The organism is Kitasatospora sp. NPDC001175 (genome assembly GCF_053598215.1).
In genome coordinates this window covers 75,455-100,392 of record NZ_JBSFJU010000015.1, presented here as the reverse complement: position 1 = coordinate 100,392, position 24,938 = coordinate 75,455, and the positions used below count along the sequence as shown (strand labels likewise).

Sequence of the window (24,938 nt, the reverse complement as noted above, 5' to 3'; positions counted from 1 at the left end):
TAGCAGTGAGAGTAGGGTCGTGCCATGGACCGCACCAGCGTTGCAGAGCTTGCCGCTATTCTCCGTCGCGATCTCTTCCGCTACTCTCCAGGAGAGAAGCTGCCGTCCAGTCGGGAGCTGATGCAGCGGTACCAGGTGAGCCCGGTGACGGTCTCCCGGGCGATTGCCGCGCTCGCCGCTGAGGGGCTGGTGGTCTCCCGGCCGGGTGCCGGAGTGTTCCGCGCCGAGGAGCGGCGCCCGGCGAACGCACTCGGGGACACCTCGTGGCAGGAGGTGGCGCTCAGCGCCGAGGCAGGCATCCCGCCGACCCGCAGCGCGGACGCCACCGGCGTCCTCGCGACCCTCGCCCTGGCACCGCCCGAGGTGGTCGACCTCAACAGCGGCTACCTGCACCCCTCCCTCCAGCCCGAACGCGCCCTCGCCGCCGCCCTCGCGAGGGCCGGTCGACGGCCGGGGGCGTGGAGCCGGCCGCCGCTGGAGGGACTGCCCGAGCTGCGGGCCTGGTTCGCCCGCGACATCGCCGACAGCGTCACCGCCTCCGACGTGCTGATCGCCGCCGGCGGCCAGAGCGCGCTCACCACCGCCCTGCGTTCGCTTGCCGCCCCGGGCGCGCCCGTGCTGGTCGAGTCGCCCACCTACCCCGGGATGCTCGCGGTCGCCAGGGCCGCCGGGCTGCGGCCGGTCCCCGTCCCGGTGGACGCGGACGGGGTGCGGACCGACCTGCTCGCCGAGGCATTCGCTGCCAGCGGCGCCCGCCTGTTCCTCTGCCAGCCGCTGTTCCAGAATCCGACCGGTGCCGTGCTCGACCCTGGGCGGCGGCGTGAAGTGCTGCAGATCGCCCGGGCTGCCGGGGCGTTCGTGGTGGAGGACGACTTCGCGCGGCAGCTGGTCCACGCGGACGCGCCGCCCCTGCCGCCGCCGCTGGCCGCCGCCGACCCCGACGGCGTGGTGGTCCACATCCGCTCGCTGACCAAAGCGACCTCGCCCAGCCTGCGGGTCGCGGCACTCGCCGCGCGCGGTCCGGCGCTGGCCCGGCTGCGCGCGGTGCAGGCGGTGGACAGCTTCTTCGTCCCGAGGCCACTGCAGGAGGCCGCGCTGGAGCTGGTCGCCGCGCCCGCGTGGGCGCAGCACCTGCGGGCCTTGGCCGGCGCACTGCGGGAGCGGCGGAACGCGCTGGCCGGCGCGTTGGCACGGCTGCGGCCCGAACTGCTGCCCAAGCGCCTTCCGTACGGCGGCTACCACCTGTGGCTGCGCCTCCCGGAAGGGCGCGACCCGGAGACGCTCGCCGCCGCAGCGCTGCGTGCGGGGGTGGCGGTGACCCCCGGTGAGCCGTACTTCACCGCGGAGCCGCCGGCCCCGTACCTGCGGCTGAGCTATGCGTACGCGGACAGCGTGGATCAGCTGGCGGAAGGAGCCCGCCGGCTGGACCGGGCCATCGGCGAGCCGTAGCCGCGCAGAGGGGTACCCCGCCCCGGGGTGGCCGTCTGGAACCGAACTTCCCTCACCGCAAGGCCTGTTGGCGAGTCACGGGATGGCCGGCGACGTACCGCCCCAGCGGACGCAGCCGATCAGGGAGCGCTCTGAACCGCGGGTCGGCACCAGACGGAGATCGAGAGCGGTGCCCCTTGTTCACGCCGCCCAGGCACCCTCCCCCCCCCGGCCCCGGCGAGGGAGGGTGGGCACGGGAAAGGAACCCTCAAGTGGACGGCGGGCAGGAGCCGCGGCGAGTCGGACTGGGCACGATCGCCCGCGAGTGGGGGCGGATCGGCTGCACCGGCTTCGGTGGGCCGCCCACCCACATCGCGCTGCTGCGCCGCCTGTGCGTGGAACGCCGGGACTGGATCGCGGCGCAGGAGTTCGAGGACGGCATCGAGCCGGCCGACCTGCTGGTGGTCCGGCCGCCGTCGGCCGCTACGGCAGCGTCCACCGCTGGTTGGTGCCGCCGTTGCAGTCCCAGATCTCCAGCCGGGTGCCGTTGGTGGTGGCGTAGGCCGGGTCGTCGAGGCAGCGGCCGGACTGGGTGCTCTTCAGGGCGCCGTCCGGTTGGGGCGTCCACTGCTGGTTGGTGCCGCCGTTGCAGTCCCACAGCTCGACCAGGGTGCCGTTGGCGGTGCTGCCACCGGTGACGTCGAGGCACTTGCCACCCAGGGTGAGGGTGCCGTTGGTCCAGGTCCACGTCTGTGCGGCGCCGCCGTTGCAGTCCCAGAGCTGCACCGCGGTGCCGTTGGCGGTGGAGTTGCCGTCGTCGAGGCACTTGCCGGGCAGGGCGGAGGTGACCGGGCCGGTGTGGGTGGAGGGCGTGCCGGGGGTGAGGGTGAAGTCGTCGAACTGGTCGGTCCGGTAGTCGGTCACGCCGAGGCCGGCCTGGCCGTTGGTGAAGCTGCCGTCGGTGGCGCTGCCGACGACGGTGCCGTCGATGGTGGCCGTGAGGGTGGTGTCCTGGAGGGAGAGGGCGACGGTGTGCCAACTGCGGGTGCCGAGGGCGGTGGTGGAGCCGCTGGCGAGGGTGGTGAAGTTCCAGCCGGTGTCGCTCTTGTCGATGGACCAGGCGCCGGTGTCGCTGACGCGCAGGTGGTAGGCGTTGAGGCCGTTGTTGTTGCGGCCCTGCTGGTTGACCCGGCCGAGGAGCTCGATGGTGCTCGACTGCTCGAAGAGGGTGTCGGCGGTGACGGTGTAGTTGGACCAGCTGCCGTCGCCCATCATCGTGTAGGGCGCGTCGTAGGACTCGTCGGTCCAGCGGATCGGCGTCGTCGGGGCCATCTGGCGCAGGCAGGTACCGGTGCGGCCGCCGCCGCACGGGACGGTCTGGAAGGCGCCGTTCATGTCCGTGAAGTACTTCGGGGACGTCGTGGTGGCCGTCGTCTCGAAGTCGTCCGCGTAGGGCAGTTCGAGCGGCGCGGCGGTGGGCGGGGTGGCGGTGCCCTTGCCCTGACCGGTGGTGGTGGTGACGGTGTAGACGTGGCCGGGCTGGAGGGTGAGCGTGTAGCTGCCGTGGGCCGGAGCGATGTCCTGGGTACGGACGAACCAGTCGGCCGGGTCGGCGGAGTTGAGGTTGGTGGCCCAGACGTGGACCTTGCCGGTGGACAGGCCCCCGGTGACGGTGAACTTCGCGCTCTGGGCGGTGGTGGCGTCCATGGTCTCGATGACGGTGCTGTAGTCCCTGTCGTTCGGGGACTTCAGGGTCACGTAGCTGCCGTTGGTGCGATCTCCGCCGAGGTAGCCGCCGGCGGAGTCGATGTAGTGCCAGCCGGGCTCGGCGAACTGGGCGGTGTGCGCGGTGACCCAGGTGGTCTTGCCGATGGTGTAGCTGCCGGACCAGGGCTGGTCGGCGATCGACATGCCGTCGGTGGAGAAGTGGAGGTTGGGGTAGAGCGCGGCGATGACGGGCCAGTTGATGAACGAGGTCATCTTCCCGTCGAGGTAGTCCCGGTTGATCGCGCGCGCCACCGAGGTGGCGCCCTCGTTGGCGTCCTCGGAGCCGTTCTCGCTCGCCCACAGCGGCTTGCCCAGCGCCTTGGCGTTCGCGGTGCTGGGGCAGGAGTTGAAGGAGCCGAGGTAGCCGCAGGGGTAGTGGACGCCGACGATGTCGACCGCGTTCCTGAACGCCGGGACCTTGGCCATGTCGTCGGCCACGGCCCAGGTGTCGTCCGCGGCGACCACCTTGGTGCCGTAACCGCGAGAGGTCAGCGCGGCCTTGAGGTTCTCGTACCAGGTCTTGTCGTAGCCGCGCTCGTTCCACCCGCCGAGGTAGTCGACGGTCAGGTGGTGCTTGGCGGCGCACCCCATCCAGGACATCAGGTAGTCGATGGTGTCCTGGGACCAGAAGTTGCCGCCGCCGATCCAGCCGGGGGCACCCCAGGACAGGCCGTAGAACTTGATGCCGGGGTTGCGGGCCTTGGCCTGCTCGGCCAGCCACCACTCGTAGCCCTGGTCGCAGTCGACGGTGCCGGCGGTGTGCTCGATGCTGGGCTCGGCACCGTCGGTGGAGTTGGTGTCGCCCCCGACCTCCAGCTTCAGCACCTGCAGCGAGGCGCCGTAACCGGGCTTGAACAGGTAGTCGAGCAGCTGGCTGCGCTGCGGCTCCGGATAGTCGACCAGCAGGCGTGAGTTGCCGCCGCCACCGGAGATCGCGCCGACGCCGTCGAAGGTGAGGCCCGGCTCGGTGCCGTCGACGGCGATGGCGGTGGAGGTGGCGGCCGTCGCGGAGGCGGGGGCGGCCTGGGCGACCGGTGACGTGGCCGCGCCGCTGAGCGTGCCCAGGAGCAGTAGGGCTGCGCCGAGGGCGGCGCGGCATGTCGAAGACAGGCGGCTGCGACCCATGGGTGGTCTCCAGGATGGTGGTGAGGGTGGGAAGTTGAGGTCGAGTGGTGCTCAATATGAAGGCCAGATGAGCAATAGTCAACAAGTTCTAACAGAAACGCACGATGGGCGGTACATTGACACGCACCCTCCCGAGCATGGGCGCGTGCGGGGGTGCGGCGCCGGCCCGCTCCTGCAGCCGGACGGAACCGGTTCGGAATGTCCGGCGATTCGTCGGCTGCGGCCTGTGGTGGAGCAGGGGGCGCGAGCGCGGACTTCGTGCTCCGCCGGGGTCTCGTGGACGGGCCCATCCGCCTGGTCGGCGTGATCGGCCGAACTTCCGCTCCGTGCTGATCACTTGTGTGCGCGCCACGCAACACGATCCGAGGCTCAGGTCCCATCGCGAGGTGACTCCTACCGGCTCACTCCGTAATCGTGCCGGTCGGAGGGCGGCCCGTTCACGGCTGCACGCCCAGCGCAACCCGTGCGGTGCGACACCGGTCGGCTCATGGGGCGTCAGCCGAGGCGCCATTGCGGCGAGTCGGGAGGGAGCCGGCTCCAGAAGTAGCGCCGCCGTCCAAAAACGCCCTGCTCGGTCATGTCAACGTGCCGCGCTGTTGCGTTGAGTATTGACGGTTTCTGTTGACTTTGGTTCGCTTGGCCACGCCCTGCGCAAGGCAACAGCTCCGCCGTATACCGTCCGCCACCCTTCGGACTCAGGAGAACCGATGCGCAAGACGTGGGCTGCGCTGGTCGCGGCCACGCTGGCGGCCGCACCCCTCGCGGCCGTCCCCCTCACCGCCACACCCGCCGCCGCGATCGACAACGGCCTGGCGCTCACCCCGCCGATGGGCTGGAACGACTGGAACGCGTTCGGCTGCGACGTCAGCGCGAAGCTGGTCGAGCAGACCGCCGACCGGCTCGTCTCCAGCGGGCTCAAGGCCGCCGGATACCAGTACGTCAACATCGACGACTGCTGGCTCACCAAGTCCCGGGACGTGAGCGGCAATCTGGTGCCGGACCCGGTCAAGTTCCCCGACGGCATCAAGGGCGTCGCCGACTACGTGCACAGCAAGGGCCTCAAGCTCGGCATCTACCAGAGTGCCGGCACGATGACCTGCGCCGGCTACCCCGGGAGCCTCGGACACGAGCAGCAGGACGCAAACTCCTTCGCCTCCTGGGGAGTCGACTATCTGAAGTACGACAACTGCTACAACATGGGCCTGCCCGGCAAACAGCGCTACCAGGCGATGGGCGACGCGCTGGCCAGGACCGGCCGGCAGATCGTCTACAGCCTCTGCAACTGGGGCGAGGAGTCCGTCGCGTCCTGGGGCGGCTCCGTCGGCAACCTCTGGCGCACCACCGGCGACATCGACGCCTCCTACGGCCGGATGCTGTCCATCGTCCACCAGAACATGCCGCTCGCCGCCTCGGCGAAGCCGGGTGCCTGGAACGACCCGGACATGCTGGAGGTCGGCAACGGCATGACGCCGACCGAGGACCGCACCGAGTTCTCGCTCTGGGCCGAGATGGCCGCGCCGCTGATCGCGGGCACCGATCTGCGCACCGCCAGCCCGGCCACCCTGGCGATATACGGCAACCGCGAGGTCATCGCCGTCGACCAGGACCGGCTCGGCAGGCAGGGCGTGCCGGTGAGCACCACCGGTGGGCTCGACGTCCTGGCCAAGCCGCTCGCCGACGGCAGCGTCGCGGTGACCCTGTTCAACGAGAACACCGCGCCCGCCGTCATGTCCACCACCGCCGCCGCCATCGGGCTGCCGCGCGCCAAGGGCTACACGCTGCGCGACCTCTGGGCGCACCGCACCACCGAGACGGCCGGCACGATCAGCGCCAACGTACCGGGACACGGCACAGTGATGTACCGGGTCGCGCCCACCCGGACGCCCGAGCGGTACGCCCCCGACCTGGTGCTGCGGACCAGCACGCCGGAGTGGTCCGCGGGCAGCACGGCCACCGTGACCGCGACCCTCGTCAACAACGGCGTCGGCGCCGCGCGCCACGTGGCCGTCGGGCTCGACGCGCCGAACGGATGGACCGTCAAACCGACCACCGGTACCGGGTTCCCGCGGTTCACCGGCGGCGAGCAGGCCACCGTCCGGTTCCAGGTCACCGCGCCCGCCGTGCTGCCGGCGCCGATCACCCACGCCAGCGTGACCGGCACGGTGACCGCCGACACCCCCGCCGGGGTCGAGAGGACCGGCTCGCCGCAGCAGGTGGAGCTCTCCGCACCCGTCCAGGCGCCGCTGCGGACCTTCACCGACAACACGGCGGTCTTCGGCGCCCAGAACGGCAGCTTCGCGATCGACGGCGCCGGCGCCGACCTGTACTACGGCGTCGACCAGTACAGCGCCATCTACCGGCCCGGCGCCGAACACGACGGCTCCACCACGGTGGTCAAGCTCACTGCCCAGGCCTACACCAGCGACTGGGCGAAGGCCGGGATCATGGTCCGCGACGACATCACCAAGCCGAACAGCTCCCCGGGCTACGTGATCCTCGCCGAGGCGCCCGGCAAGGGCTACGTGCTGCAGTGGGACAGCACCGGCAGCGGCCAGCTCGACTCCAACAGCGCCCCCGCCAACCAGGGCAGCGGCAAGGCCGCGTACCCGAGCTGGCTCAAGCTGGTCCGCTCCGGGTCCACGTACACCGGCTACTACTCCACCGACGGAACCAGCTGGACCCAGGTCGGCAGCGCGACCCTGCCCGGGGTGGCCGCCACCCAGGACGTCGGCCTGTTCACCAGCTCGCACAGCGAAGGCACCCGCGGCGAGGCCGACTTCACCGGTTTCAGCCAGACCTGACACCCCCTGGGCGGAGCGGCCCCCAACCGCTCCGCCCTTCCTCCGACCCTCCTGGAGCCCCCATGCGCGTGCTCTCGCGCCTCCTGCTCTCCGCCTGCCTCTCGCTGTCCGCGCTCGCACTCCCGCTGCTCGCCGCCGAGCCGGCCCATGCGCTGGACAACGGCCTCGCCCGCACCCCGCCGATGGGTTGGAACAGCTGGGACACCTTCGGCTGCAACGCGACCGAACAGATCGTCAAGGACACCGCCGACTTCATGGCTGCGAGCGGGCTGCGCGACGCCGGCTACCAGTACCTCACCATCGACGACTGCTGGATGAGCCGTACCCGGGACAGCAGCGGCAACCTGCTGCCCGACCCGCAGAAGTACCCCGACGGCCTGGCAACGCTCGCCGCGTACGTGCACGGCAAGGGGCTGAAGTTCGGCGTCTACGAGAGCCCGACCTACCACACCTGCCAGGGCTTCCCCGGCAGCCTTGGCCACGAGCAGCAGGACGCCCGGACCATCGCCGGCTGGGGCGTCGACTTCCTCAAGTACGACAACTGCCTCGCCAGCGACCCGAACCAGCGGGTCGGTGACGAGAAGCTGCCGTTGCAGACCCGGGACGGCTGGATGCGCGACGCACTCGCCGCAACCGGGCGGCCGGTCGTGCTCAGCCTCTCGCTCCAGCCCGCCGCGCAGGGCGAGACGCCGTGGGTGTGGGGGAAGAGCGTCGCCAACATGTGGCGGATCGACGGCGACCGGGACGCCTCCTTCGCCGGCCTGACCAGGCTGATCCACACCGACCTGGACAAGTCGCAGTACGCCGGGCCCGGTGGCTGGAACGACATCGACATGCTGGAGACCGGCAACTACTCCTCCGCCGCCAACAACCCCGTCCAGCGCCTCAGTTACGACCAGGAGAAGACCGAACTCTCCGCCGCCGCCGTGCTGGCCGCCCCGCTGATCTCCGGAGCCGACCTGCGCGCGGCCGCGGCCGCCGGCAGTTCGGGCTACCCGATCAGCCAGCAGGACCTGAGCGTCTACCTGAACCGGGACGTCATCGCCGTCGACCAGGACAGCCTCGGACAGCAGGGCACGGCCCTCTCCACCGCGGGCGGCCTGGACGTGCTGCGCCGCCCGCTGGCGGGCGGCGACGTGGCGGTGGCCCTGATCAACGAGACCTCCGCACCGGCCGTGGTCTCCACCACCGCGAGCGCGGTCGGCCTGCCCGCCAGCAGCTCGGGGTACGCGCTCAACGACCTCTGGGCGCACAGCACTTCGGTCAGTGCTGACGGCGCGATCAGCGCCGCCGTGCCGGCCGGCGGCACGGTGCTGTACCGGGTCGCCGCCCGCCCGGTCACCTCCGGCACGGCGACCAAGCTGGTCTCCGCCTCCTCCGGCCGCTGCCTGGACGCCTGGAACAACCAGACCGCGCCCGGCACCAAGATCGAGATCTGGGACTGCGCCGGCGGTGCCAACCAGACCTGGTCCTTCACTTCCAACGGTGACCTTCGCACCTACAACGGCACCCAGTGCCTCGGCGGCGCGGGCGGCAGCCTGGCCTGGGGCACGTCGGTGGTGATCCAGCCCTGTGACGGCAGCGCCGCCCAGAAGTGGCGGCTCAACGCCGACGGCTCCATCACCACCCCCAGCCAGTACGGCCTCTGCCTGGACGTCACCGGCGGCAACCTCCCGTCCGGCAACGTCAACGGCACCACGGTCGAGGTCTACGGCTGCAACGGCGGCGCCAACCAGCGCTGGACGGCTCAGTAGCGGTTGCCCCGGTCACCTCGGGGGCAGGCAAGGTCGCATCGGCGGCGGTCCGGAATGCCGGGCCGCCGCCGACGGCTGTCAGGCGACGGGTGGCCGTCGAACGCGGTGCGGGTGGGGCCGCCCGATTGGCCATGGGCCGTGGCGACGGCCGGCGGACGTCAGTCGGTGGAACGGCGCAGCAGGTAGGTGTCCATGATCCAGCCCTTGCGCGCGCGGGCCTGCCTGCGGAGCTCGGCGATGCGCGGGGCGGTTTCTTCCAGGGGGCCGGCGACCAGGATCTCGTCGGGGGTGCCGAGGTAGGCGCCGTAGTGGATGTCCAGACCGCTCGGGTCGATGCCGGTGAAGGCGGCCCGGCCGTCCAGCATGACCACCACGTCGTCCACACCGTCGGGGATGCCTTCGGCGGCCAGGCGGCGGCCCGTGGTGATCTGGAGCGGCCGGCCCACGCTGGTGAGGGTGGTGCGGTGCCGGGCGGCCAGTGCGGACACGCTGCTGATGCCCGGCACCACCTCGTACTCGAACGTGACCCGGCCCCGGGCCAGGACCTCCGCGACGACGGCGATGACGCTGTCGTACAGGCTCGGGTCGCCCCAGACCAGCAGGGCTCCCGTCTCGTCCGGGCCGACGTGCTCGGTGATCAGCCGCTCCACCAGGTCGGCGCGCCGGTGCCGCCAGTCGTCCACGGCCTCCCGGTAACCGGGTGCGGTGCGATCGCGTTCGGCGTCAGGAGCGGCGACGAGCCGGTGGCCGGGCCGGGCGTGCTCGTCGAGCAGCTGCCTGCGGAGCCGGATCAGATCCTGGCGCTCCTCGCTCTTGTCGAGGATGAGGAAGACGTCGGTGCGGGCGATGGCCTTGACCGCCTGCAGGGTGAGGTGGTCGGGGTCGCCCGCCCCGATGCCGATGACGATGATCTGCCGCATGCGGTGATTCTGCCCGAAGGCGGCACGGGCGGGCACGGGTGGTCAGGGGTGCGGCCTGCGCGGCCCTGGTTCGGGCCCCCGGCGGGTCTGCCGTAGGTGTGGAGCACTTGCTGACGCCTGCCTGTCTGTTCTATAAGTACTAGAGCAGATAGTCAGGCGGAGGCAGTGTGATCCTGAGCATCGATCTGAGCAGCGGCGTCCCGATCTACCAGCAGATCAGGGACCGGGTCGTCGAGGCGATCGCGGCGGGGGACCTGGCCGAGGGGAGCGCGCTGCCGTCGACCCGGCAGTTGGCGGGCGATCTCGGCATCAACTTCCACACCGTCAACAAGGCCTACGACTTGCTGCGTCAGGAGGGCCTGCTGAGGCTGAACCGCAAGAGCGGTGCGGTCGTTCAGCGCGACCCGGGCTCCGGTCCGCCGCCGCCCGGGTTCACCGAGGAATGGTCGGGCCGGCTGCGGACGCTGCTCGCCGAAGCGGTCGCACAGGGGATGGACGGGACGGCCGTGCTGGAGGCCTGCGGGCGGGTGGTCGGCTCGTTCGGCACGGGGGCGGACATGGCACCGGGTACGGGGCCGGGTGCGGGACACGGCGTGGGACCGGATGTGAAGTCCGGTATGGGGCGAGGAAGTCAAGGAGAGCCGGCATGACGACCGGAACAGTTGTGGTTCAAGAGGTCATACCTTCCGTCTTGCTGCTGACGGCGTGGCTGATGCCCTCGCTCACCGGGCCGACCTTGCCCTTCGGTGTACGGACACCGCCCGCCCGAGCGCACGCCCCGGTGATCGCCGAACAGCGTCGCGCGTACCGCTGGCTGGTGGGCGGAGTGGGCGGGGTGCTGGTTGCGGCCGGGCTGGTGCTCGCGTTCGCCGATCCGCGCACGCCGCTGGCCGGCTTCACGTCCATCGGCGTTCTCGTGGTGTCCGGGATCGGGTACCTCCGCGCCCGGCGCGCGATCCTGGCCGTCAAGCAGCGCGAGGACTGGTATGCCGGACTGCGCCAGGCCGTGGTCGCGGACACCTCGCTGAGGACCCGTCCCGAGCGGTTCCCCTGGCTGTGGGCCGTCCCGTCACTGGTCGTTCTCGCGGTCACCGCGGTGGCGGCGGTCGTGCGCTACCCGTCGATGCCGGACCAGTTGCCGATGCACTACGGCGACAGTGGGACGGTCGACCGGTACGCCGCGAAGTCGGTCGGCAGCGCGTTCTCGCCGGTCTTCGTACAGCTCGCGGTCACCACTCTGCTGCTGGTGGTGATCTGGTACGCCTTCCGCTCCCGGGCGGAGCTGGATCCGGCCCGGCCGGCCGCGAGCGCGTCCCAGCACCGCCGGTACATCGTGCGGATGTCGGCGGCGCTGCTGGTGCTGACCGCCTGCGTCGACATTACGGTCCTGTGCGCGGGCTGGCAGATCTGGGACGGCGATCGAAGCCTCGCGGTGCTGCCCGTACTGGCACCGGCCGGGGCCGGCATGGTCGCCGTCGTCGCCGTCGCGATCCGCACCGGCCGGAACGGCAGTCGGCTGCCGGTGCCGGAGGGCGAGGACGGCACGGAGCCCGCCCGGACCGATGCGGTCCACCGGGACGACGACCGGTACTGGCGGTTCGGCGGCGTGGTCTACGTCAACCGCCAGGACCCGGCGATCTTCGTCGGCAAGCGGTTCGGCATCGGCTGGAGCCTCAACTTCGGCAACCCGCGGGCCCTGCTGCCGATCGGCGTGTTCCTCGGATTCCTCCTCGTGATGCAGCTGATCGGCCACTGACCGCCGGCTCCTGATCCGGATCCGGACCCGGAAGTCAAACCCCAACTCGAAGGAGACAGAGATGCGTTGGCGTACCCGGATGACCGCTGTGCTGGTGGCCTCAGCCGCCGTGGCGGGGTTAGCCGCCCCGGCGGCGAGCGCGGTCGAGCACGACGCGGCTCTCGTCCCCGCGGCCGATCGTGAGGTGCGGTTCACCGCGGACGGCACCACTGCGTACGGCACCCTGCACGTGCCCGCCCACCACGCCGGCCAACGGCTGGCGGCGGCCCTGCTGCTGCCGGGCAGCGGCAGCACGGACCGTGACGGCAACCAGCCGCCGGAGCTCATGCCGGGAACGCTCGCGCTGGCCGCGGGAACTCTCGGCGGAGACGGCGTCATGACACTGCGCTTCGACAAGTACTTCACCGGCCGGACGGGGTCCGGTGCCTACCAGGGCGATCCCGGCCGGATCGATCTGGCGGCCTTCACCCGCCAGGCCGCGGCCGCCTACGCCACCCTTCGCGCGCAGCCGGAGGCGGACCCGCACGCCCTGCTGGTCGTCGGCCACAGCGAGGGCGGCATGCAGGCGCTACTGCTCGCCCGGACCGTACGGCCCGCGCCCGCCGGGCTGGCCCTGCTCGCGCCGCAGGACGAACACTTCCTCGACGTGCTCGACTTCCAACTCGACGCCCAACTCGACCAGGGGGCGGCGGCCGGGCAGTTCAGCGCAGCGGTGGCCCAGGCCAACAAGGCGGGCGTCGCCGCCGCCATCGCGGACTTCCGGGCCGGCCGCCCCGCCGACACCAGCACCCTGTTGCCGCCGCTCGCCGCACTGCTGAACGCGCTGTTCGGCCCGGACAACGCCCGCTTCGTGCGCAGCGACGACGCCGTCTACCCGCCGGACGTCGCCCGTGGTCTGCACCGCGGCACCCGGGTCACCGTCACCTGCGGCGCCGCCGACGCCAACGTGCCCTGCACGACCACGCCGCCGCTGCTCGCCGCGCTGACCCAGGCACACACCACCGGTCCCGGGCTGCGCACCCTCGACGGTGTGGACCACTTCCTCCACCCGGCCGGTACCTCCGTCAACGACCGGATGCTCGCCCCGGCCGCCCTGGCGGCGCTGCACGAGTTCGCCCGGCCCTGGAAGCGGTAGCCAGGGTGGCCCGGTCGCCTGCCGGGTGGCACGCCCAAGCCGATCGGGCGAGTCACCCGGCAGCGCGTCCTCCGGTTGCCCGCGGGGCAACGGGCCGGGGTGCGGGACGAGTCGGCGAATCCGCCGGCGGACGGACCTGTAGATCCGGGTCAGCCGGAGCCGGTTCGCGCAGCGGTGACCACAACGGCGGTGTAGCGCATCGCGAAGCTGCCTCCCACCGAGTCGATAGCGGCCCCGATGCCCGCCAGCACCTCCTCGGACTTGGCCGGCGGGAGCAGGGTGTGGCCGCCGGTGGTGGGCAGTTGGTCCAGCCATTCGTCGCGGGTGTAGGACCGTTCCCAGTCGAACCGCCACTGCTCCGGCTCGCCGAATGCGACCGTCTCCCGGATACCGTCGGCCGCCCTGGTGGACAGCGGCGCGTATCCGTCGGAGCCGGTCGTGGTCCAGCGGCGGGAGGCGAGCGAGTCGGGCAGCACCCGGCGGTAGACGGCGGCGAAGGCTTCCCCGAGTTCGGGCGGCGGTTGGTCCACGTTCCAGAACACGGCCAGCCGACCGCCGGGGCGCAGTGCCTGGGCCGCTTTCGCCGCGCCCGCGACCGGGTCCACCCAGTGCCAGGTCTGCCCGGCGACGACGGCATCGAACGTCCGGCCGGCCGGGTCCCAGGCTTCAAAAGCCGCCACGTCGACCTCGAGTCCGCGCTGCCGCGCCCACGCGGCCATCCGCGGGTCGACCTCGACCCCGAGGACCGTGCAGCCGGCCGCCTGGAACTGCCGGGCCGCGATGCCGGTGCCGGTACCGACGTCCACCACGTCGGGCCCGGGGGCGGCGGCGACGATCGCCTCCACCATCGCGTCCGGGTAGCGGGGCCTGGCCCGGTCATAGCGTTCCGGGTCCGTGCCGAACGACTCGGCCAGTCCCCGGACTTGGTGAGGCTCGTAGCTGGAGAGCGGAGTCCGCTCCGGAGGTAAAGTGGGCATGCGCCCACTATGAGTGGGCATCTGCCCACTCGTCAACCAGGTGGGATCGATCGAGGCAAGAAGGGGTACACCGTGCCGACAGGGGTGGCCATCCACGACGTACGGCGGCAGCTGTTCGACGCCGCCGAGCGCATCCTGCTCCGGGATGGGCCGAACGCGCTGACCAGTCGGGCGGTCACCACGGAGGCGGGCTGCGCCAAGGGCGTGCTGCACCGGCACTTCGCCGACTTCGACGCCTTCCTGGCCGAGCTCGTGCAGGACCGCATCGGCCGGATCGACGGCCAGGCCGCAGTCCTGCGCGACCTGGCAGGGACCGGCACCGTCGCCGCCCACCTCGTCCGCGTGCTGACGGAGCTCTTCGAGTCGGTCGCCGTGGCCATCGTCGCCCTGATCACCTTCCGGGACGATCTGCGCGCCCGGCTGCGCAGGACCAGGCCGGCCGGAGTCCCGATCCTGACGGAGGCCGCGGCCGCGATCGCCTCCTACCTCGCGGCCGAGCGCGAACTGGGCCGCATCGCGGCCGAAGCCGATGTCGACACGCTCGCTCCCACGCTGATCGGGGCCGCGCACCTGCTGTTCGCCGACCGGAAGGGCACCCCGCCGGAGGCCGAAGCAGTCCACCGGGTCGTGACCGCCGTCATTGCCGGTGTCGTGCAGGACCCGCCCGGGCGCCCGGCGTGAACCCGCGGCCGCTCCGGGGGTTCCTGCCGCAAGGAGGCCGTGGCTCGGTGTCCGACTCGCCTTCGTGGTAAATGGGTTGACCAGCACCGCACTGGAACGGTCCCATTGCCGTCGGCCCGACAACGGTCGGCCCGATCCGGCCGCGCCGCCAACGTCCTTGGCGCGTAGTGGTAGTGGCCGACACTCCAGGAAGGTGCTCATGCCCGCCGGCAAGATGCATGCCAACGAGTCGGACATCGACGCACCGCTCGTGCACCGGCTGATCGCCACGCAGTTTCCGCAGTGGGCGGGGCTTCCCGTGGAGCCGGTCGACTCCGCCGGCACCTCCAACGCCATGTACCGGCTGGGCGAGGACATGGTCGTGCGGCTTCCCGTATCCCGGGAGCCGCCGACGACGTCGAGAAGGAGCACCAGTGGCTGCCACGGCTTGCCCCGCCGCTTCCGGTCGCCATCCCCGCGCCGCTGGGCAAGGGGACTCCCGCCGAGGGCTATCCCTGGCGCTGGTCCGTCTACCGGTGGCTCGACGGCGCGAATCCGGTCGTCGGGCGGATCGCCGAACCCGGCCTACTGGCAGCGGATCTGGCGTCCTTCGTCACGGCGCTGCATCGGATCGATCAGGCGGGCGGGCCTGCCTCCTACCGCAGTGAGCACCTGGGGGCGCGGGATGCCGTCACCCGTGCCGCGATCGCGGAACTGGGCGGAATCGTCGGCACCGGGGCGGTGTCCGCCGCGTGGGAGGAGGCCCTGCGGGCCCCCGAGCGGCCCGGCCCGGCGGTCTGGATCCACGCGGATCTGCAGCCGGGCAACCTGCTGGTGGCCCGGGGGCGGCTCAGCGCAGTCATCGACTTCGGCTGCTTGGGCCTGGGTGATCCCGCGGTGGACCTGATCGTGGCGTGGTACGTGCTGCCGGCCGAGGCGCGGGGTGCGTTCCGGGCCGCGGTGGAGGCCGATGACGCGGCCTGGGCGCGAGGTCGCGGCTGGGCGCTGTCGATCGCGCTCCTCGAACTGCGGTACTACCGCGAGACGAACCCGGTCATGGCGACGATCGCACGGCACGTCATCGAGCAGGTCCTGGCCGATCACGATTACGCCGTATGAGGCCGTGCCGAGGCGTCGCTCCACGCACTCGTGAGATCGGCTCGGGGTGCGGGGGAGTCGACGACCTGCGCGGGCGGCCCGCCGAGCAGCGGACTACCCTGGAGCTCACCGAGGAGGGCCGCCGCCTCATCGCCGAGGATGGCTTCGGCCCGGTCTTCGGCGCCAGGCCGCTGCGCCGCTTCATCTCGCACGAGGTGGCGACCGAGATCGGCCGCGCACTCATCCGGGGCGACATCCGGGAGGGCACGACCATCCGGATCACCGCCAGGGACGGCGAGTTGGCGGTCGAGATGCCCGAGCACCCGCAACCGGTCGAGGCCACCTGAGGCCAGCCCGAGGGAGGAGCCGTGGACAAGCCGGAAACCGCCGCGACGAACGACCCGACCACCGTGCGCTGCCCCGAGTGCGGCAGGACCAACCGGCTTCCGGCCGCCTCCCGGGGCAGCCCCCGCTGCGGTGGCTGCAAGGCCGCCCTGCCGTGGATCACGGATGCCGGCGACCGGACCTTCGCCGAGATCGCCGAACTCGCCACCCTGCCCGTCCTGGTGGACCTGTGGGCCGCCTGGTGCGGACCGTGCCGCCTGGTCAGTCCCGAACTGGAGCAGGTGGCACGGGACTTGGCGGGCCGGATCAAGCTGGTGAAGGTGGACGTGGACGCGTCCCCCGAAGTCGCGCGGCGCTTCGATGTGCAGGCCGTCCCCACCCTGCTGGTCCTCGACCTGGGGCAGGTGGTGGCGCGCCAGACGGGCGCGGCCCCCGCCGGTGTGCTGCGCGACTGGGTGGAGCGGGCCATCGCCGGTCGCCGGCCCGGCTGATCACTCCAGGAGGCCCACGATGACCGCCGTACCGGATCCGCACCTCGCCCTCGTCCGTGACGTGGTGCCGCACACCCCGCAGGGCTGCGAGGAGTGCCTGCGCCTGGGAACGGACTGGGTGCAGCTGCGGCTGTGCCTGAGCTGCGGACACGTCGGCTGCTGCGACTCCTCCCCGGGCCGCCGCGCCAGGCACCACGCGGGGACGGCGGGCCACCCGATCATCCGGTCGACGGAGCCGGGGGAGGACTGGCGCTGGTGCTACGTCGACGAGGCGTATGTGTGGACACCTCCGAGTGAACGGCTCCGGCGCGGCCGGCTCAGTCCAGTGCGCGGACGGCGTCCAGGACGTCCAGGCCGAGTGCCGGGTCGGCGCCGTCCGGCAGGCTGACGGAGAGCCGGGTGACCAGACCGGCGTAGCGGCGGTGGATCTCCCGGGCGACGTCCTCGACCGGGCCGGCGACCGCGAAGGTGTCGAACACCTCGTCGTCGATCAGCTCGGCCATCTCCTGCCAGCGTCCGCGTACCGAGAGCCGGTGCAGCTCCTCCTGGAGGTCCTCCCAGCCGTGCTGGGCGAGGACCGGGCGGTAGGCGGGTGTGGAGGCGTAGAAGGCCAGCCGCTCGCGTACGCCGGCCAGGTTGGCGCGCAGTTCCTCCTCGGTCCGGCCGGTGGCGGTGAGCACGCTGCCGGCGATCTCGAAGGGCCGGGCGGTCCAGGCGGCGCCGTCGGCCTCGGCCCGGGCACGGGCCTCGGTCAGGCCGGGCAGCACCTGCCCGGTCAGGTAGGCGACCGAGGTGAAGGGGTGGCTGAGGAAGCCGTCGGCGACCGCGCCGGCGGTGCGGGTCATCAGCGGCCCGACACCGGCCAGCAGGATCCGGGGCACGCCGGTGGGGACCGGGTCGGGGGAGAAGACCGGGGTCATCAGCGTGTGGGCGTAGAAGTCACCGCGGAACCGCAGCCGTTCGCCGGTCTGCCAGCTGTGCCAGATCGCCCGCACCGCGTGGACGTACTCGCGCATCCGCGCGGCCGGCCGGTCCCAGGGCATCCCGAAACGCTTCTCGATGTGCGGCTTGACCTGCGAGCCGAGGCCGATGACGGCCCGTCCGCCGGAGGCGGCGTGCAGCCCCCAGGCCTGGTAGGCGAGGGTCATCGGAGTGCGGGCGAAGGCGACGGCGACGCCGGTGGCCAGTTCGATCGTGCTGGTCCGGTCGGCCGCGCGGGCCAGCTGGAGGAACGGGTCGTACGCGGTCTCGGAGACCATCAGCCGGTCCATGCCCCGGCGTTCGGCCTGCTCGGCGGCGTCGAGGATGCCCGTCGGGTGCCCGGAGGCGAGCGCGTCGAGTCGGAAGGTGGCGCGCGGGCGGTGCATGGAGCGGCTCCTGGGTGCGTGAGCGGAAGCGGTGCCCCCGTAGCCTCCCACGCCGGTCGGTACGGGTAGCGGCCTGCCCCGCCACCGCGCAGCTCCCTGCGGCAGGCCGGCCGACGTGCTCCCGGCGATCTCCGCGGCCGTGAAGGTCCGGTCGCCGGGCCCGGGCACCCGCAGTGTCTCGTACGAGAGCCTGGAAACCGTGGTCAGCGTCCCGGGGAAGCCTCGTGATCCACGGGCGGTTCAAGGCTTCAGGTGCGTTCCGGTCCCGTGTCGGGGGCAAGGGGCCGGGCGCGGGCGATGAGCAGTGCCACGTCGTCGGGCTCGTCCGGGTTGTGCAGGCTGTCCAGGAGCAGGTCGCAGGTCTCCTCCGGCGAGCCGGGCCGGTCGCCGAGCAGGTTGAGGAGCACCTGGAGCCGGGCGTCGATGTCCTGGTCCCGGGTCTCGACCAACCCGTCGGTGTAGAGGGCGAGTTGGTGGCCGACGGAGAAGTCGACGATGACGGCCCGGAAGTCGCCCTTGCCGACGCCGAGCGGGGATCCGGTGGGCAGGTTGACCAGCTCCGGTGCCCGGTCGACGGGGATGAGCACGGGCGGCAGGTGCCCCGCACCGGCGATGCAGTACCGGGCGAGATGGGGGTCGTGGACGGCGTAGACGCAGGTGGCAATGGTGTCGTCCAGGCCGGCGGTGATGCGGTCGAGGTGGTACAGCACCTCGTCGGGAGCGAGGTCGAGATCGGCCAACGTGCGGGTGGCGGTACGCAGTTGGCCCATGGTGGCGGCGGCGTTGATGCCCCGGCCCATGACGTCGCCGATGACGAGGGCGGTCTTGTCACCGGCCAGCGGGATGACGTCGAACCAGTCGCCGCCGATGTCCACCGCCGCTCCGGCGGGCCGGTAGCGGGAGGCGATCTCCAGGCCCGGCCGCAGGGACGGATGGTGCGGCAACAGGTGGCGCTGGAGGGCGCGGGCTGCGTGGCGCTGGCTCTGGTACCAGCGGGCGTTGTCGATGGAGACCGCCGCGCGGGCGGCGAGTTCGCTGGCGAGGACGACGTCGTCGTGGTCGAAGGGGCGCGGGGTGTCGGTGCGCTTGAGGTCGAGGACGCCGATGACCTCGCTGCGGGCGATCAGCGGCACCGCGAGATAGGAGCGCAGTCCGGCCTCCGCCAGCAGCCGGGCGGCCTGGCCGTCCCGGGCGATGCGGGGCAGGTCCTCCGGCCGCACCCGGGCCACCAGGACGGGTCTGCCGGTGGCCACGCACCGGGTGACCAGCCGGTCCGCACCGTAGGCCGCCGGCTCGCCGACCGGGTCGGCCGCGAGGCCGGCCGGTGTGGGCCGGGCGGCCTTGACCGCGAGCGCCCGGACCGCCAGCCCGCCGGGCGGCGCGTCGGTGCCGCGCCCGACGCCCACGATGTCCAGGACGGATTCGAGGACGTCGACCGCCGCGATGTCGGCGAGTTCGGGCACGGCGATGTCGGCCAGCTCGAGAGCGGTGGTGTCCAGGTCGAGAGTGGTGCCGACACGTACGGAGGCGTCGGCGATCAGGGCGAGCCGGGAGCGGGCCTGGGCGGCCTCGATGGCGACCTGGTGCTGCTCGGTGACGTCCAGGACGGAGACCGCCAGGCCGATCACCCGGCCACTGAGATCCTCCAGCCGGAAGTACGACGCCCGCCAGGCGTGCTCGGTCTCCGGATCACTCGGCGGGTAGCCGACCGAGCGCCGGTTCACCAGCGGGATCCCGTCGGCCAGGACCCGGCGCATCACGGACTCGACGGCATCGGTGTCCAGGAAGGGCAGCATCTCGCCCGCCCTCCGGCCGAGGTGCTCCTCGGCGGGCAGGCCGTCGATGCGTTCGAGCGCGGGATTGACCAGGACGTAGCGCAGGTCGGTGTCCAGCACCGCCAGGCCGACCGGGGAGTGCGAGACCAACCGCTCGGAGAGCGCCAGATCGCGTTCGACCCGCCGTACCGTTTCCCGGTCGGAGGCGAGCCCGAGGGCGTAGACGCGGCCGTGTTCGTCCTGCAGCCGCACGTTGCGGAATTCGGTCAGCAGCCGGTGACCGTCCTTGTGCCGCACCGGGAAGGTGCCTACGTAGGGCCCCTCGCCCGCCATCACCCGGGCGAACAGGGTGAGAACGCGCTCGAATTCCTGGTCATCCACCAGCAGCTTCGCCGCGGGCCGGCCGAGTGCCTCCTCTGCGGTGTACCCGAACAGGTCCTCGGCCTGCGGGCTCCAGAACACGATCCGCCCTTGCGCGTCGAGCACCGCCGCCGCGATCGCGAGCACGTCCAGCAGACCGCCAGGCGCCAGTGGGCCGGCGCCGTCGAGGCCGGCCCCGGGCGGATCGCTCCTGCTCATCCCGGCCGCTCCTTCCCATCCGGCGTTCTGCCGCTGCTCCCTCCGCCGCACGCGTCAACCGGCCATTCCATGATCTCCCCCGAGCTGTCGAAGGGCAGAGCGACGCCGGACGGAGAGGCCGTCCGGGGTGACGGTGACGCCCGGGTGAAGGATCGTTCACCCGGGCGAAGGGCGCCTGCCGTGGACACTCCGTCCCGGTGCTGTGGCCGCCTGGCTCCGCCCTCGCGGACGGCGGATGTCGGACGACGGGCGCCGGGCGCCGGAATGAGCCGGCGGCTCCATCGGCGGTAGCCGCGTGTGCCGCCTGCTGACCCGTACCGTGACCCCGATGGTGCCGGCCCGGGTGGACTACGAACTGACCGTGCTGGATCCTGCTGCCGCTGATCGTCGCCCTCAAGCACTGGGCCGAGGAACGGATCGGAGAGATCCACGCGACCCGCCGGGCGTAGGACGTCCGGTCGGACGCGGCGACCGCCTGACCGCCGCATCGTGCGGTCGCCCCGGGAGCCGCCCGTACCGGCCGCGCTTCAGTGCCTGCCGTCACGGTCGTCGTCCCGGTGTCGGTGCCCGATGACGCCGCGGCGGCGCAGCTGCCAGACGGTGAGGACGGCGATCGCCACGACGGCGAGCAGAACGGCGGTGGTGCGCCCGACGGCTCCCTCGACGCGGCTGTAGGCGGAGCCGGCGAAGTAGCCCAGCAGTGGGAAGCCGGTGCCCCAGGTCACGCCGCCGAGTGCGTTGAACAGCAGGAACCGGCGGTAGGGCATGTGCGAGCTGCCGGCCAGGGCGGGCATCGTCGCCCGGAAGAACGCGACGAAGCGGCCGGCGAAGACCGCCACCGGGCCGCGTCGGCGGATCAGGGCCTGGGCGTCGGCGAGCCGGTCGCGGTGCCGCCGCAGCGGCCGGGAGTCGAGGATCCTCGGACCGGCGCGGCGGCCGACCTCGTAACCGACCGAGTCGCCGACGATGGCCGCGCCGACCACGGCCAGGATCAGCCAGCCGATGGAGACCCTGCCCTGGTGGGCGAGGACACCGCCGAGGACGGCCGCGGTCTCGCCGGGCAGTACGAAGCCGAAGAAGAGCGCGTCCTCCGCGAAGACCAGTGCGGCGACGACGGCGTAGACCACCGGGCCGGAAAGGCCGCGCAGCCAGTCGGTGATCGAGTGCATCGGCCGCCTCCGTGCCGGGGCCCGCCGGTCCTGTCCTGCTCAATGTAACCCGGCTGGTCCGGGCCGGTCGGCGGCCCGGGGCGGGGCGAACCGGAGCCGTCCCGGCTGACCGGCGGGACGTCAGTGGTGCCCGATACGATCGGCGCTCCGGTGAAGGCGGCGGCAGGGGGAGGCGGCAGGCCGTGGACGGTGGACGGCGAACGGACGAGCACGGGCTGGTCCGGCTTGCGGAGCAGGCGCTGCCGGACGGGCTGACGCACGGCCCGACGCGGCGCTTCCTGGCCGAGCAGGGCCTGCCCGCGGCGGGAGCGGACTTGGTGTTCAACGGCCTGGGCGCAGAAAGGCTGCAGCAACTCGGCCCCGGGGAGGCGGCCGATGACGGGCGATGGCTGGTCCTCGGCGAGACCGACTACTGCGGCACCGCTGTGGTGCTGGACGGAGCGACGGGCGAGGTCCACCTCGCCGACCGGGCCGGCGGCGAGCTCCTGCGAGACCTGATCGCCTCCGACCTGCCGGCGCTCGCCGGGCTGATCCGCGAGGTCGAGTCGGTCGAACCGGCCGCCCGGCAGACCGACTCGCACGGCGGGCGCCGGGGGCCGGCCGTGGTCGGGGAGGTGATCGCGGCCGCCGAGCAGCGGTTCCGGGCCATCGACCCCAGGCTGTTCGAGGCCGACACACCACCCGCGCACTGGCCCACCGCACTGCTGGTCCGCGCCCTGCACTGGGGCGCCCGCCCCGGTGAACCGGGCACTCTCGCCTACGAGTTCGAGCCCGAGCTGGTCGCGGAGCTCGCCGCCGTCGACGGGAGCGGCGAGGTGCGCCGGTACCAGCCGCAGGAGCTCCCGGCCGGGCTCACCCACGAGCCCACCCGGCGCCTGCTCACCGAGGTCGGGCTCCCGCTCGACGGCGAGCTGTTCGGCGTCGGCGCGAAACCGCTCCGGACGATGGCCGAGGCCCACCCCGGCGCCGCCACCCAACGTGCCCACCAGCGCGACTACATAGCCATCGGCTGGTGGCCGCACGATCTCGTGGTCGCCCTCGACGGCGCCACCGGACGACTGGAGCTGCCGGACTGGTACGACGACGGCGGCCCCGCCGCCTACCTCCACCGGGACTTGTCCGCCCTGCTCTACGCCTGCTGGACGTACGGGCGGCTGCGGGACGAGTGGGCCCGCTGGGACCGCGGCGCCGGCGACTGGGAGCTGTTCGACCCCCGGGCACTGCTGGGCAGCCACGTCGACGCGATGGTCGAGGCCGTCGACCCTCAGGCGTTCGAGACCTCCGGCCACTCCTGGCGGATGCTCGCCGAGGACCCGTACACCGGCGGGCTGCTCGCCTGACACCGACCGGGCCGCCCGCACTCCGGACGGACGCGCGGCCGCGGCCGTGCCGGTGCCCGACCGTGGAGCGGGTCCGACCTGCCGCGCGGGCCGCCGCGCCACGGATCGGGCCGGGCCACGAAGTTGCCGACCCCACGGGCGGAAGGCCGTGCATCCGCAGGGAGTTGACGACCGCTCGCCGTACTCCGGCCCGGACGCCCCAAGACCTCCTGCCCGCTACCGGACCCGACTGTGGCGGTGGTGAGCCGAGCTGGCATGATGCGTGCCCGGCGCGGCCAGAGCTGGCCCGCGGCAAAGGGGGAGTGGGACTGTGCCGAGAACAGCGCGGGCATCCGGTGAGCGAAAGCCGGGCGTCGGCTGGGGGGTTGTGGCGGTACTGCTGCTGGTCGCGACGGGACTGCTCGTCGGCTGCGGCCACGTGGTCGAGAGCCGGGCAGGGGATCTTCGGTACGCGATGCGCGAAGCCGGTGTCGTCGGCCGGTTCACGGTGGCTTCGCATGCTCCCGTCCAGGTCACCCGGGGGCGCGTGATCTGCCACGGCCCGGTCACCGCCACTGACGGCCGGCTCCTGGAAGCCGACGCCACACTGAACTTCGACGAGCCGGTCGGCGCCCGGATCCAGGTCCAGTACGCGACCGACGGCAGCATCCACCGCGTCGGCCTCTCACCCGTCACCGAGGACCTCTCCACCATCTGCATCTGCATCTGCATCTGCATCTGCCTGGCCGGCGCGGTCGCCGGTGCCGTGGCGGCAGGCGCCGCGCTCGGACACGCCGCTCCGGTACTCGCCGACCGGCTGGAGACCCGCGGGTGGGAGCGCCGGCTGACCGTGGGCGCCATGGCACTCGGCCTCAGCCTGGCGGCCTGCTCGGTCGTGCTGATCGCGATCTCACCGGTGGCCCGGATGGTGTCGCCGGACTGAGGAGCCCGCACCGAGAGTGATGTAACCGTTGGGAGCTGTGCGGTTGCGAGGCGTAATGGGCCGGGTGAGGCTGGCCGTCGCCGCCCATTGCGGCCTCAGTTCACACAGCAAAGGTTGTTTCATGCGCAACAAGCGGATCATCGCGGCACTCGCCGGTGTCGCGCTCACCGGAGCCCTTGCCACCACCGTCGAGGCGAGTGCGGCCACCGTGCCGATTTCGCAGACCGCCACCACCCAGGCGGGACAGACGGAGCAGATGCAGTCGCTCCAGCAGATCCACCAGCTCGGCCTGCTCGGCGACCTCTCCACCAAGGTGGACGCCGTCGCGGCCTCCGTCAAGGCCAGCCCCCAGGCGGACAAGGCCACCCTCCAGGCCCGGGTGGATGCTGCGAAGGCGGCGGCCACCGCCCTGCAGAAGCAGGCCGAGAAGGCCGCCACCAGGGAGGGTGTCGAAACCCGCAGTCTGACGTCCGACCTCGCCAAGCTGAATGCCGACCTCGCCAAGCTGCTCACCGACGTCATGGCCGGCAACGCCGCGGCCGTCCCCGGCGACCTGGCGGCGATCGCCGCAGACCTGATCGCGATCCTCAACGACGTCCTGGGTGTCATGGACGCCCCGGCGGATGCCCAGGCCACAGCCGGGCACTGAGCTAGCTCGTCCCGCGCCCGCCCCGCCACCGCGGCGAGGCGGGCGTCGGCGTACCGGAGCGCCGCCGGCCCGCCACCGTGCCCGGGTACCGGACCGCCCGGGCCCGATCGCGTCACCGACCGCGCAGTTGCTCCAGGTCGCGCAGTCGGTCCAGGTCGCGACGGTCGCGCTTGGTCGGCCGCCCGGTGCCCCGGTCGCGCATACCGACCGAGGCGACCTCCTCGCGGGCGGGCGGCGGCGGGCTGTTGTCGACGTAGCACTCGGCGGCGACGCTCGCACCGACCCGCTTGCTGATCACCCGCGAGACAACCACGATCCGCTCCCGGCCCTCGTGCTGCAGCCGCACCTCGTCCCCGGGACGCACCAGCTGCGCCGGCTTGACGCGCGTGCCGTTGACCCGGACGTGTCCCGCCCGACAGGCGGTCGCCGCCAGCGAACGGGTCTTGGTCAGCCGGACCGACCAGATCCAGCTGTCGACGCGCACGGTTCCCTCGTCCGAACTCATACCTCAGACCTTAGGCCCTGTGCGCTGCGGTCAGGACGGCGGTCCCGGCATCCTGTCAGCGGCCGAGGGCGCTGTCGCCCTGCCGACCGATGCCGCGCAGCAGGGTGTCGACCACCAGCGTCGCCGACTCGTCCGCCTCGTCGGCGCCGTCTGCGTGCTCCAGGCGGTTCTGGGCGGCCTCGTGGATCAGGGCGTAGTACGTCAAGTGCCTGCTGGACGGCGCCGAGCCGAGCCCGCAGGTGGCCGAGCTGCTGACCGGCGAGCACTGGCGGCTGGTGGAGATGGATACCGGCCACTGGCCGATGTTCTCCCAGCCGCTCGAGCTGGCGCGCATTCTCCTCGGCGCGGCCGCGAGGTGACCGCAGCCGTACGCGG

19 protein-coding genes and 4 pseudogenes are annotated in these 24,938 nt (G+C 72.4%); 16 read left to right on the top strand and 7 right to left on the bottom strand.

Features of this window, described 5'->3' with window-relative positions:
• Positions 1–24: 24 nt before the first annotated feature.
• Together ACWDAK_RS14095 and ACWDAK_RS14090 are read left to right on the top strand one after the other, a co-directional pair.
• Positions 25–1,449: an aminotransferase-like domain-containing protein gene (locus tag ACWDAK_RS14095; protein WP_344637628.1), complete on the top strand. Its 1,425-nt coding sequence runs from the start codon at positions 25–27 to the stop codon at positions 1,447–1,449.
• A 251-nt stretch (positions 1,450–1,700) separates the two neighbouring features.
• A pseudogene (locus ACWDAK_RS14090) lies at positions 1,701–1,865 on the top strand (chromate transporter); the annotation flags it as partial.
• Between the two features lie 46 nt (positions 1,866–1,911).
• Here ACWDAK_RS14090 and ACWDAK_RS14085 read toward each other — a convergent pair.
• Entirely contained in the window at positions 1,912–4,320 is a 2,409-nt protein-coding gene (locus ACWDAK_RS14085; RefSeq protein WP_427393398.1) for a ricin-type beta-trefoil lectin domain protein, read from the bottom strand.
• A 707-nt stretch (positions 4,321–5,027) separates the two neighbouring features.
• Here ACWDAK_RS14085 and ACWDAK_RS14080 point away from each other — a divergent pair.
• On the top strand, positions 5,028–7,121 hold the full coding sequence (locus tag ACWDAK_RS14080; RefSeq protein WP_449806464.1) for an NEW3 domain-containing protein: 2,094 nt from the start codon (positions 5,028–5,030) through the stop codon (positions 7,119–7,121).
• Positions 7,122–7,183: 62 nt separating this feature from the next.
• Positions 7,184–8,875 carry a glycoside hydrolase family 27 protein gene (locus ACWDAK_RS14075; RefSeq protein WP_427393397.1) on the top strand — a complete coding sequence of 564 codons (1,692 nt, stop codon included), beginning with the start codon at positions 7,184–7,186 and terminating at the stop codon, positions 8,873–8,875.
• 158 nt (positions 8,876–9,033) lie between these two features.
• Here ACWDAK_RS14075 and cobF read toward each other — a convergent pair whose 3' ends face one another.
• Positions 9,034–9,795 carry a precorrin-6A synthase (deacetylating) gene (gene cobF / locus ACWDAK_RS14070; RefSeq protein ID WP_344637633.1) on the bottom strand — a complete coding sequence of 254 codons (762 nt, stop codon included), beginning with the start codon at positions 9,793–9,795 and terminating at the stop codon, positions 9,034–9,036.
• A 167-nt stretch (positions 9,796–9,962) separates the two neighbouring features.
• On the opposite strand from cobF, the gene ACWDAK_RS14065 reads away from it, so the two are divergent.
• The 3 genes from ACWDAK_RS14065 (at position 9,963) to ACWDAK_RS14055 (ending at position 12,686) form a co-directional block, all read left to right on the top strand.
• A complete protein-coding gene (locus ACWDAK_RS14065; RefSeq protein ID WP_427393396.1) occupies positions 9,963–10,445 on the top strand; it encodes a GntR family transcriptional regulator in 483 nt (160 codons plus the stop codon).
• Positions 10,442–11,551, top strand: coding sequence for a DUF1648 domain-containing protein (locus ACWDAK_RS14060; RefSeq protein WP_427393395.1), 1,110 nt, complete (start codon positions 10,442–10,444; stop codon positions 11,549–11,551). Before ACWDAK_RS14065 ends, ACWDAK_RS14060 begins: the two co-directional genes overlap by 4 nt.
• Positions 11,552–11,612: 61 nt before the next feature.
• Positions 11,613–12,686: an alpha/beta hydrolase family protein gene (locus ACWDAK_RS14055; RefSeq protein WP_427393394.1), complete on the top strand. Its 1,074-nt coding sequence runs from the start codon at positions 11,613–11,615 to the stop codon at positions 12,684–12,686.
• A 149-nt stretch (positions 12,687–12,835) separates the two neighbouring features.
• Here ACWDAK_RS14055 and ACWDAK_RS14050 read toward each other — a convergent pair whose 3' ends face one another.
• A complete protein-coding gene (locus ACWDAK_RS14050; RefSeq protein WP_344637637.1) occupies positions 12,836–13,663 on the bottom strand; it encodes a class I SAM-dependent methyltransferase in 828 nt (275 codons plus the stop codon).
• A 72-nt stretch (positions 13,664–13,735) separates the two neighbouring features.
• On the opposite strand from ACWDAK_RS14050, the gene ACWDAK_RS14045 reads away from it, so the two are divergent.
• The 5 genes and pseudogenes from ACWDAK_RS14045 to ACWDAK_RS14025 all read left to right on the top strand — a co-directional run.
• The gene (locus ACWDAK_RS14045; protein WP_344637638.1) at positions 13,736–14,344 is read left to right on the top strand and encodes a TetR/AcrR family transcriptional regulator; all 609 of its coding nucleotides are present in this window, start codon (positions 13,736–13,738) and stop codon (positions 14,342–14,344) included.
• 199 nt (positions 14,345–14,543) lie between these two features.
• Positions 14,544–15,442 (top strand): annotated as a pseudogene (locus tag ACWDAK_RS14040) (aminoglycoside phosphotransferase family protein).
• Positions 15,439–15,768 (top strand): hypothetical protein, encoded by a 330-nt coding sequence (locus ACWDAK_RS14035; protein WP_344637639.1) that lies wholly within the window; start codon positions 15,439–15,441, stop codon positions 15,766–15,768. The pseudogene ACWDAK_RS14040 and the gene ACWDAK_RS14035 overlap by 4 nt, the downstream one beginning before the upstream one ends.
• Positions 15,769–15,789: 21 nt before the next feature.
• Positions 15,790–16,257, top strand: coding sequence for a thioredoxin (trxA, locus tag ACWDAK_RS14030; RefSeq protein ID WP_344637640.1), 468 nt, complete (start codon positions 15,790–15,792; stop codon positions 16,255–16,257).
• A 19-nt stretch (positions 16,258–16,276) separates the two neighbouring features.
• A pseudogene (locus tag ACWDAK_RS14025) lies at positions 16,277–16,537 on the top strand (UBP-type zinc finger domain-containing protein); the annotation flags it as partial.
• Between the two features lie 37 nt (positions 16,538–16,574).
• Here the strand turns inward: ACWDAK_RS14025 and ACWDAK_RS14020 are convergent.
• From ACWDAK_RS14020 to ACWDAK_RS14010, 3 genes are all read right to left on the bottom strand, one after another.
• Positions 16,575–17,624, bottom strand: coding sequence for a TIGR03617 family F420-dependent LLM class oxidoreductase (locus ACWDAK_RS14020; protein WP_427393393.1), 1,050 nt, complete (start codon positions 17,622–17,624; stop codon positions 16,575–16,577).
• Positions 17,625–17,872: 248 nt separating this feature from the next.
• Entirely contained in the window at positions 17,873–19,978 is a 2,106-nt protein-coding gene (locus ACWDAK_RS14015) for a SpoIIE family protein phosphatase (protein ID WP_427393392.1), read from the bottom strand.
• A gap of 527 nt (positions 19,979–20,505) precedes the next feature.
• Positions 20,506–21,147 carry a DedA family protein gene (locus tag ACWDAK_RS14010; RefSeq protein WP_344637644.1) on the bottom strand — a complete coding sequence of 214 codons (642 nt, stop codon included), beginning with the start codon at positions 21,145–21,147 and terminating at the stop codon, positions 20,506–20,508.
• Positions 21,148–21,329: 182 nt separating this feature from the next.
• On the opposite strand from ACWDAK_RS14010, the gene ACWDAK_RS14005 reads away from it, so the two are divergent.
• From ACWDAK_RS14005 to ACWDAK_RS13995, 3 genes are all read left to right on the top strand, one after another.
• Positions 21,330–22,487: an SUKH-4 family immunity protein gene (locus tag ACWDAK_RS14005; RefSeq protein ID WP_427393391.1), complete on the top strand. Its 1,158-nt coding sequence runs from the start codon at positions 21,330–21,332 to the stop codon at positions 22,485–22,487.
• A gap of 367 nt (positions 22,488–22,854) precedes the next feature.
• Entirely contained in the window at positions 22,855–23,409 is a 555-nt protein-coding gene (locus ACWDAK_RS14000; RefSeq protein ID WP_427393390.1) for a hypothetical protein, read from the top strand.
• Positions 23,410–23,530: 121 nt separating this feature from the next.
• Positions 23,531–24,058: a hypothetical protein gene (locus ACWDAK_RS13995; protein WP_427393389.1), complete on the top strand. Its 528-nt coding sequence runs from the start codon at positions 23,531–23,533 to the stop codon at positions 24,056–24,058.
• A 112-nt stretch (positions 24,059–24,170) separates the two neighbouring features.
• On the opposite strand, the gene ACWDAK_RS13990 is transcribed toward ACWDAK_RS13995, so the two are convergent.
• A complete protein-coding gene (locus ACWDAK_RS13990) occupies positions 24,171–24,563 on the bottom strand; it encodes an RNA-binding S4 domain-containing protein (RefSeq protein WP_344637648.1) in 393 nt (130 codons plus the stop codon).
• A gap of 197 nt (positions 24,564–24,760) precedes the next feature.
• Here ACWDAK_RS13990 and ACWDAK_RS13985 point away from each other — a divergent pair.
• Positions 24,761–24,922: pseudogene (locus ACWDAK_RS13985) on the top strand (alpha/beta fold hydrolase); the annotation flags it as partial.
• Between the last annotated feature and the right edge of the window lie 16 nt (positions 24,923–24,938).

Bases quoted from the DNA above. Each gene is read 5' to 3' on its own strand.
- ACWDAK_RS13990 (WP_344637648.1), bottom strand. From the start codon at position 24,563: ATGAGTTCGGACGAGGGAACCGTGCGCGTCGACAGCTGGATCTGGTCG.
- ACWDAK_RS14080 (WP_449806464.1), top strand. From the start codon at position 5,028: ATGCGCAAGACGTGGGCTGCGCTGGTCGCGGCCACGCTGGCGGCCGCA.
- ACWDAK_RS14050 (WP_344637637.1), bottom strand. From the start codon at position 13,663: ATGCCCACTTTACCTCCGGAGCGGACTCCGCTCTCCAGCTACGAGCCT.
- ACWDAK_RS14010 (WP_344637644.1), bottom strand. From the start codon at position 21,147: ATGCACTCGATCACCGACTGGCTGCGCGGCCTTTCCGGCCCGGTGGTC.
- ACWDAK_RS14015 (WP_427393392.1), bottom strand. From the start codon at position 19,978: ATGAGCAGGAGCGATCCGCCCGGGGCCGGCCTCGACGGCGCCGGCCCA.
- ACWDAK_RS13995 (WP_427393389.1), top strand. From the start codon at position 23,531: ATGCGCAACAAGCGGATCATCGCGGCACTCGCCGGTGTCGCGCTCACC.
- ACWDAK_RS14060 (WP_427393395.1), top strand. From the start codon at position 10,442: ATGACGACCGGAACAGTTGTGGTTCAAGAGGTCATACCTTCCGTCTTG.
- cobF (WP_344637633.1), bottom strand. From the start codon at position 9,795: ATGCGGCAGATCATCGTCATCGGCATCGGGGCGGGCGACCCCGACCAC.
- ACWDAK_RS14075 (WP_427393397.1), top strand. From the start codon at position 7,184: ATGCGCGTGCTCTCGCGCCTCCTGCTCTCCGCCTGCCTCTCGCTGTCC.
- ACWDAK_RS14055 (WP_427393394.1), top strand. From the start codon at position 11,613: ATGCGTTGGCGTACCCGGATGACCGCTGTGCTGGTGGCCTCAGCCGCC.
- ACWDAK_RS14035 (WP_344637639.1), top strand. From the start codon at position 15,439: ATGAGGCCGTGCCGAGGCGTCGCTCCACGCACTCGTGAGATCGGCTCG.
- ACWDAK_RS14095 (WP_344637628.1), top strand. From the start codon at position 25: ATGGACCGCACCAGCGTTGCAGAGCTTGCCGCTATTCTCCGTCGCGAT.
- ACWDAK_RS14085 (WP_427393398.1), bottom strand. From the start codon at position 4,320: ATGGGTCGCAGCCGCCTGTCTTCGACATGCCGCGCCGCCCTCGGCGCA.
- ACWDAK_RS14020 (WP_427393393.1), bottom strand. From the start codon at position 17,624: ATGCACCGCCCGCGCGCCACCTTCCGACTCGACGCGCTCGCCTCCGGG.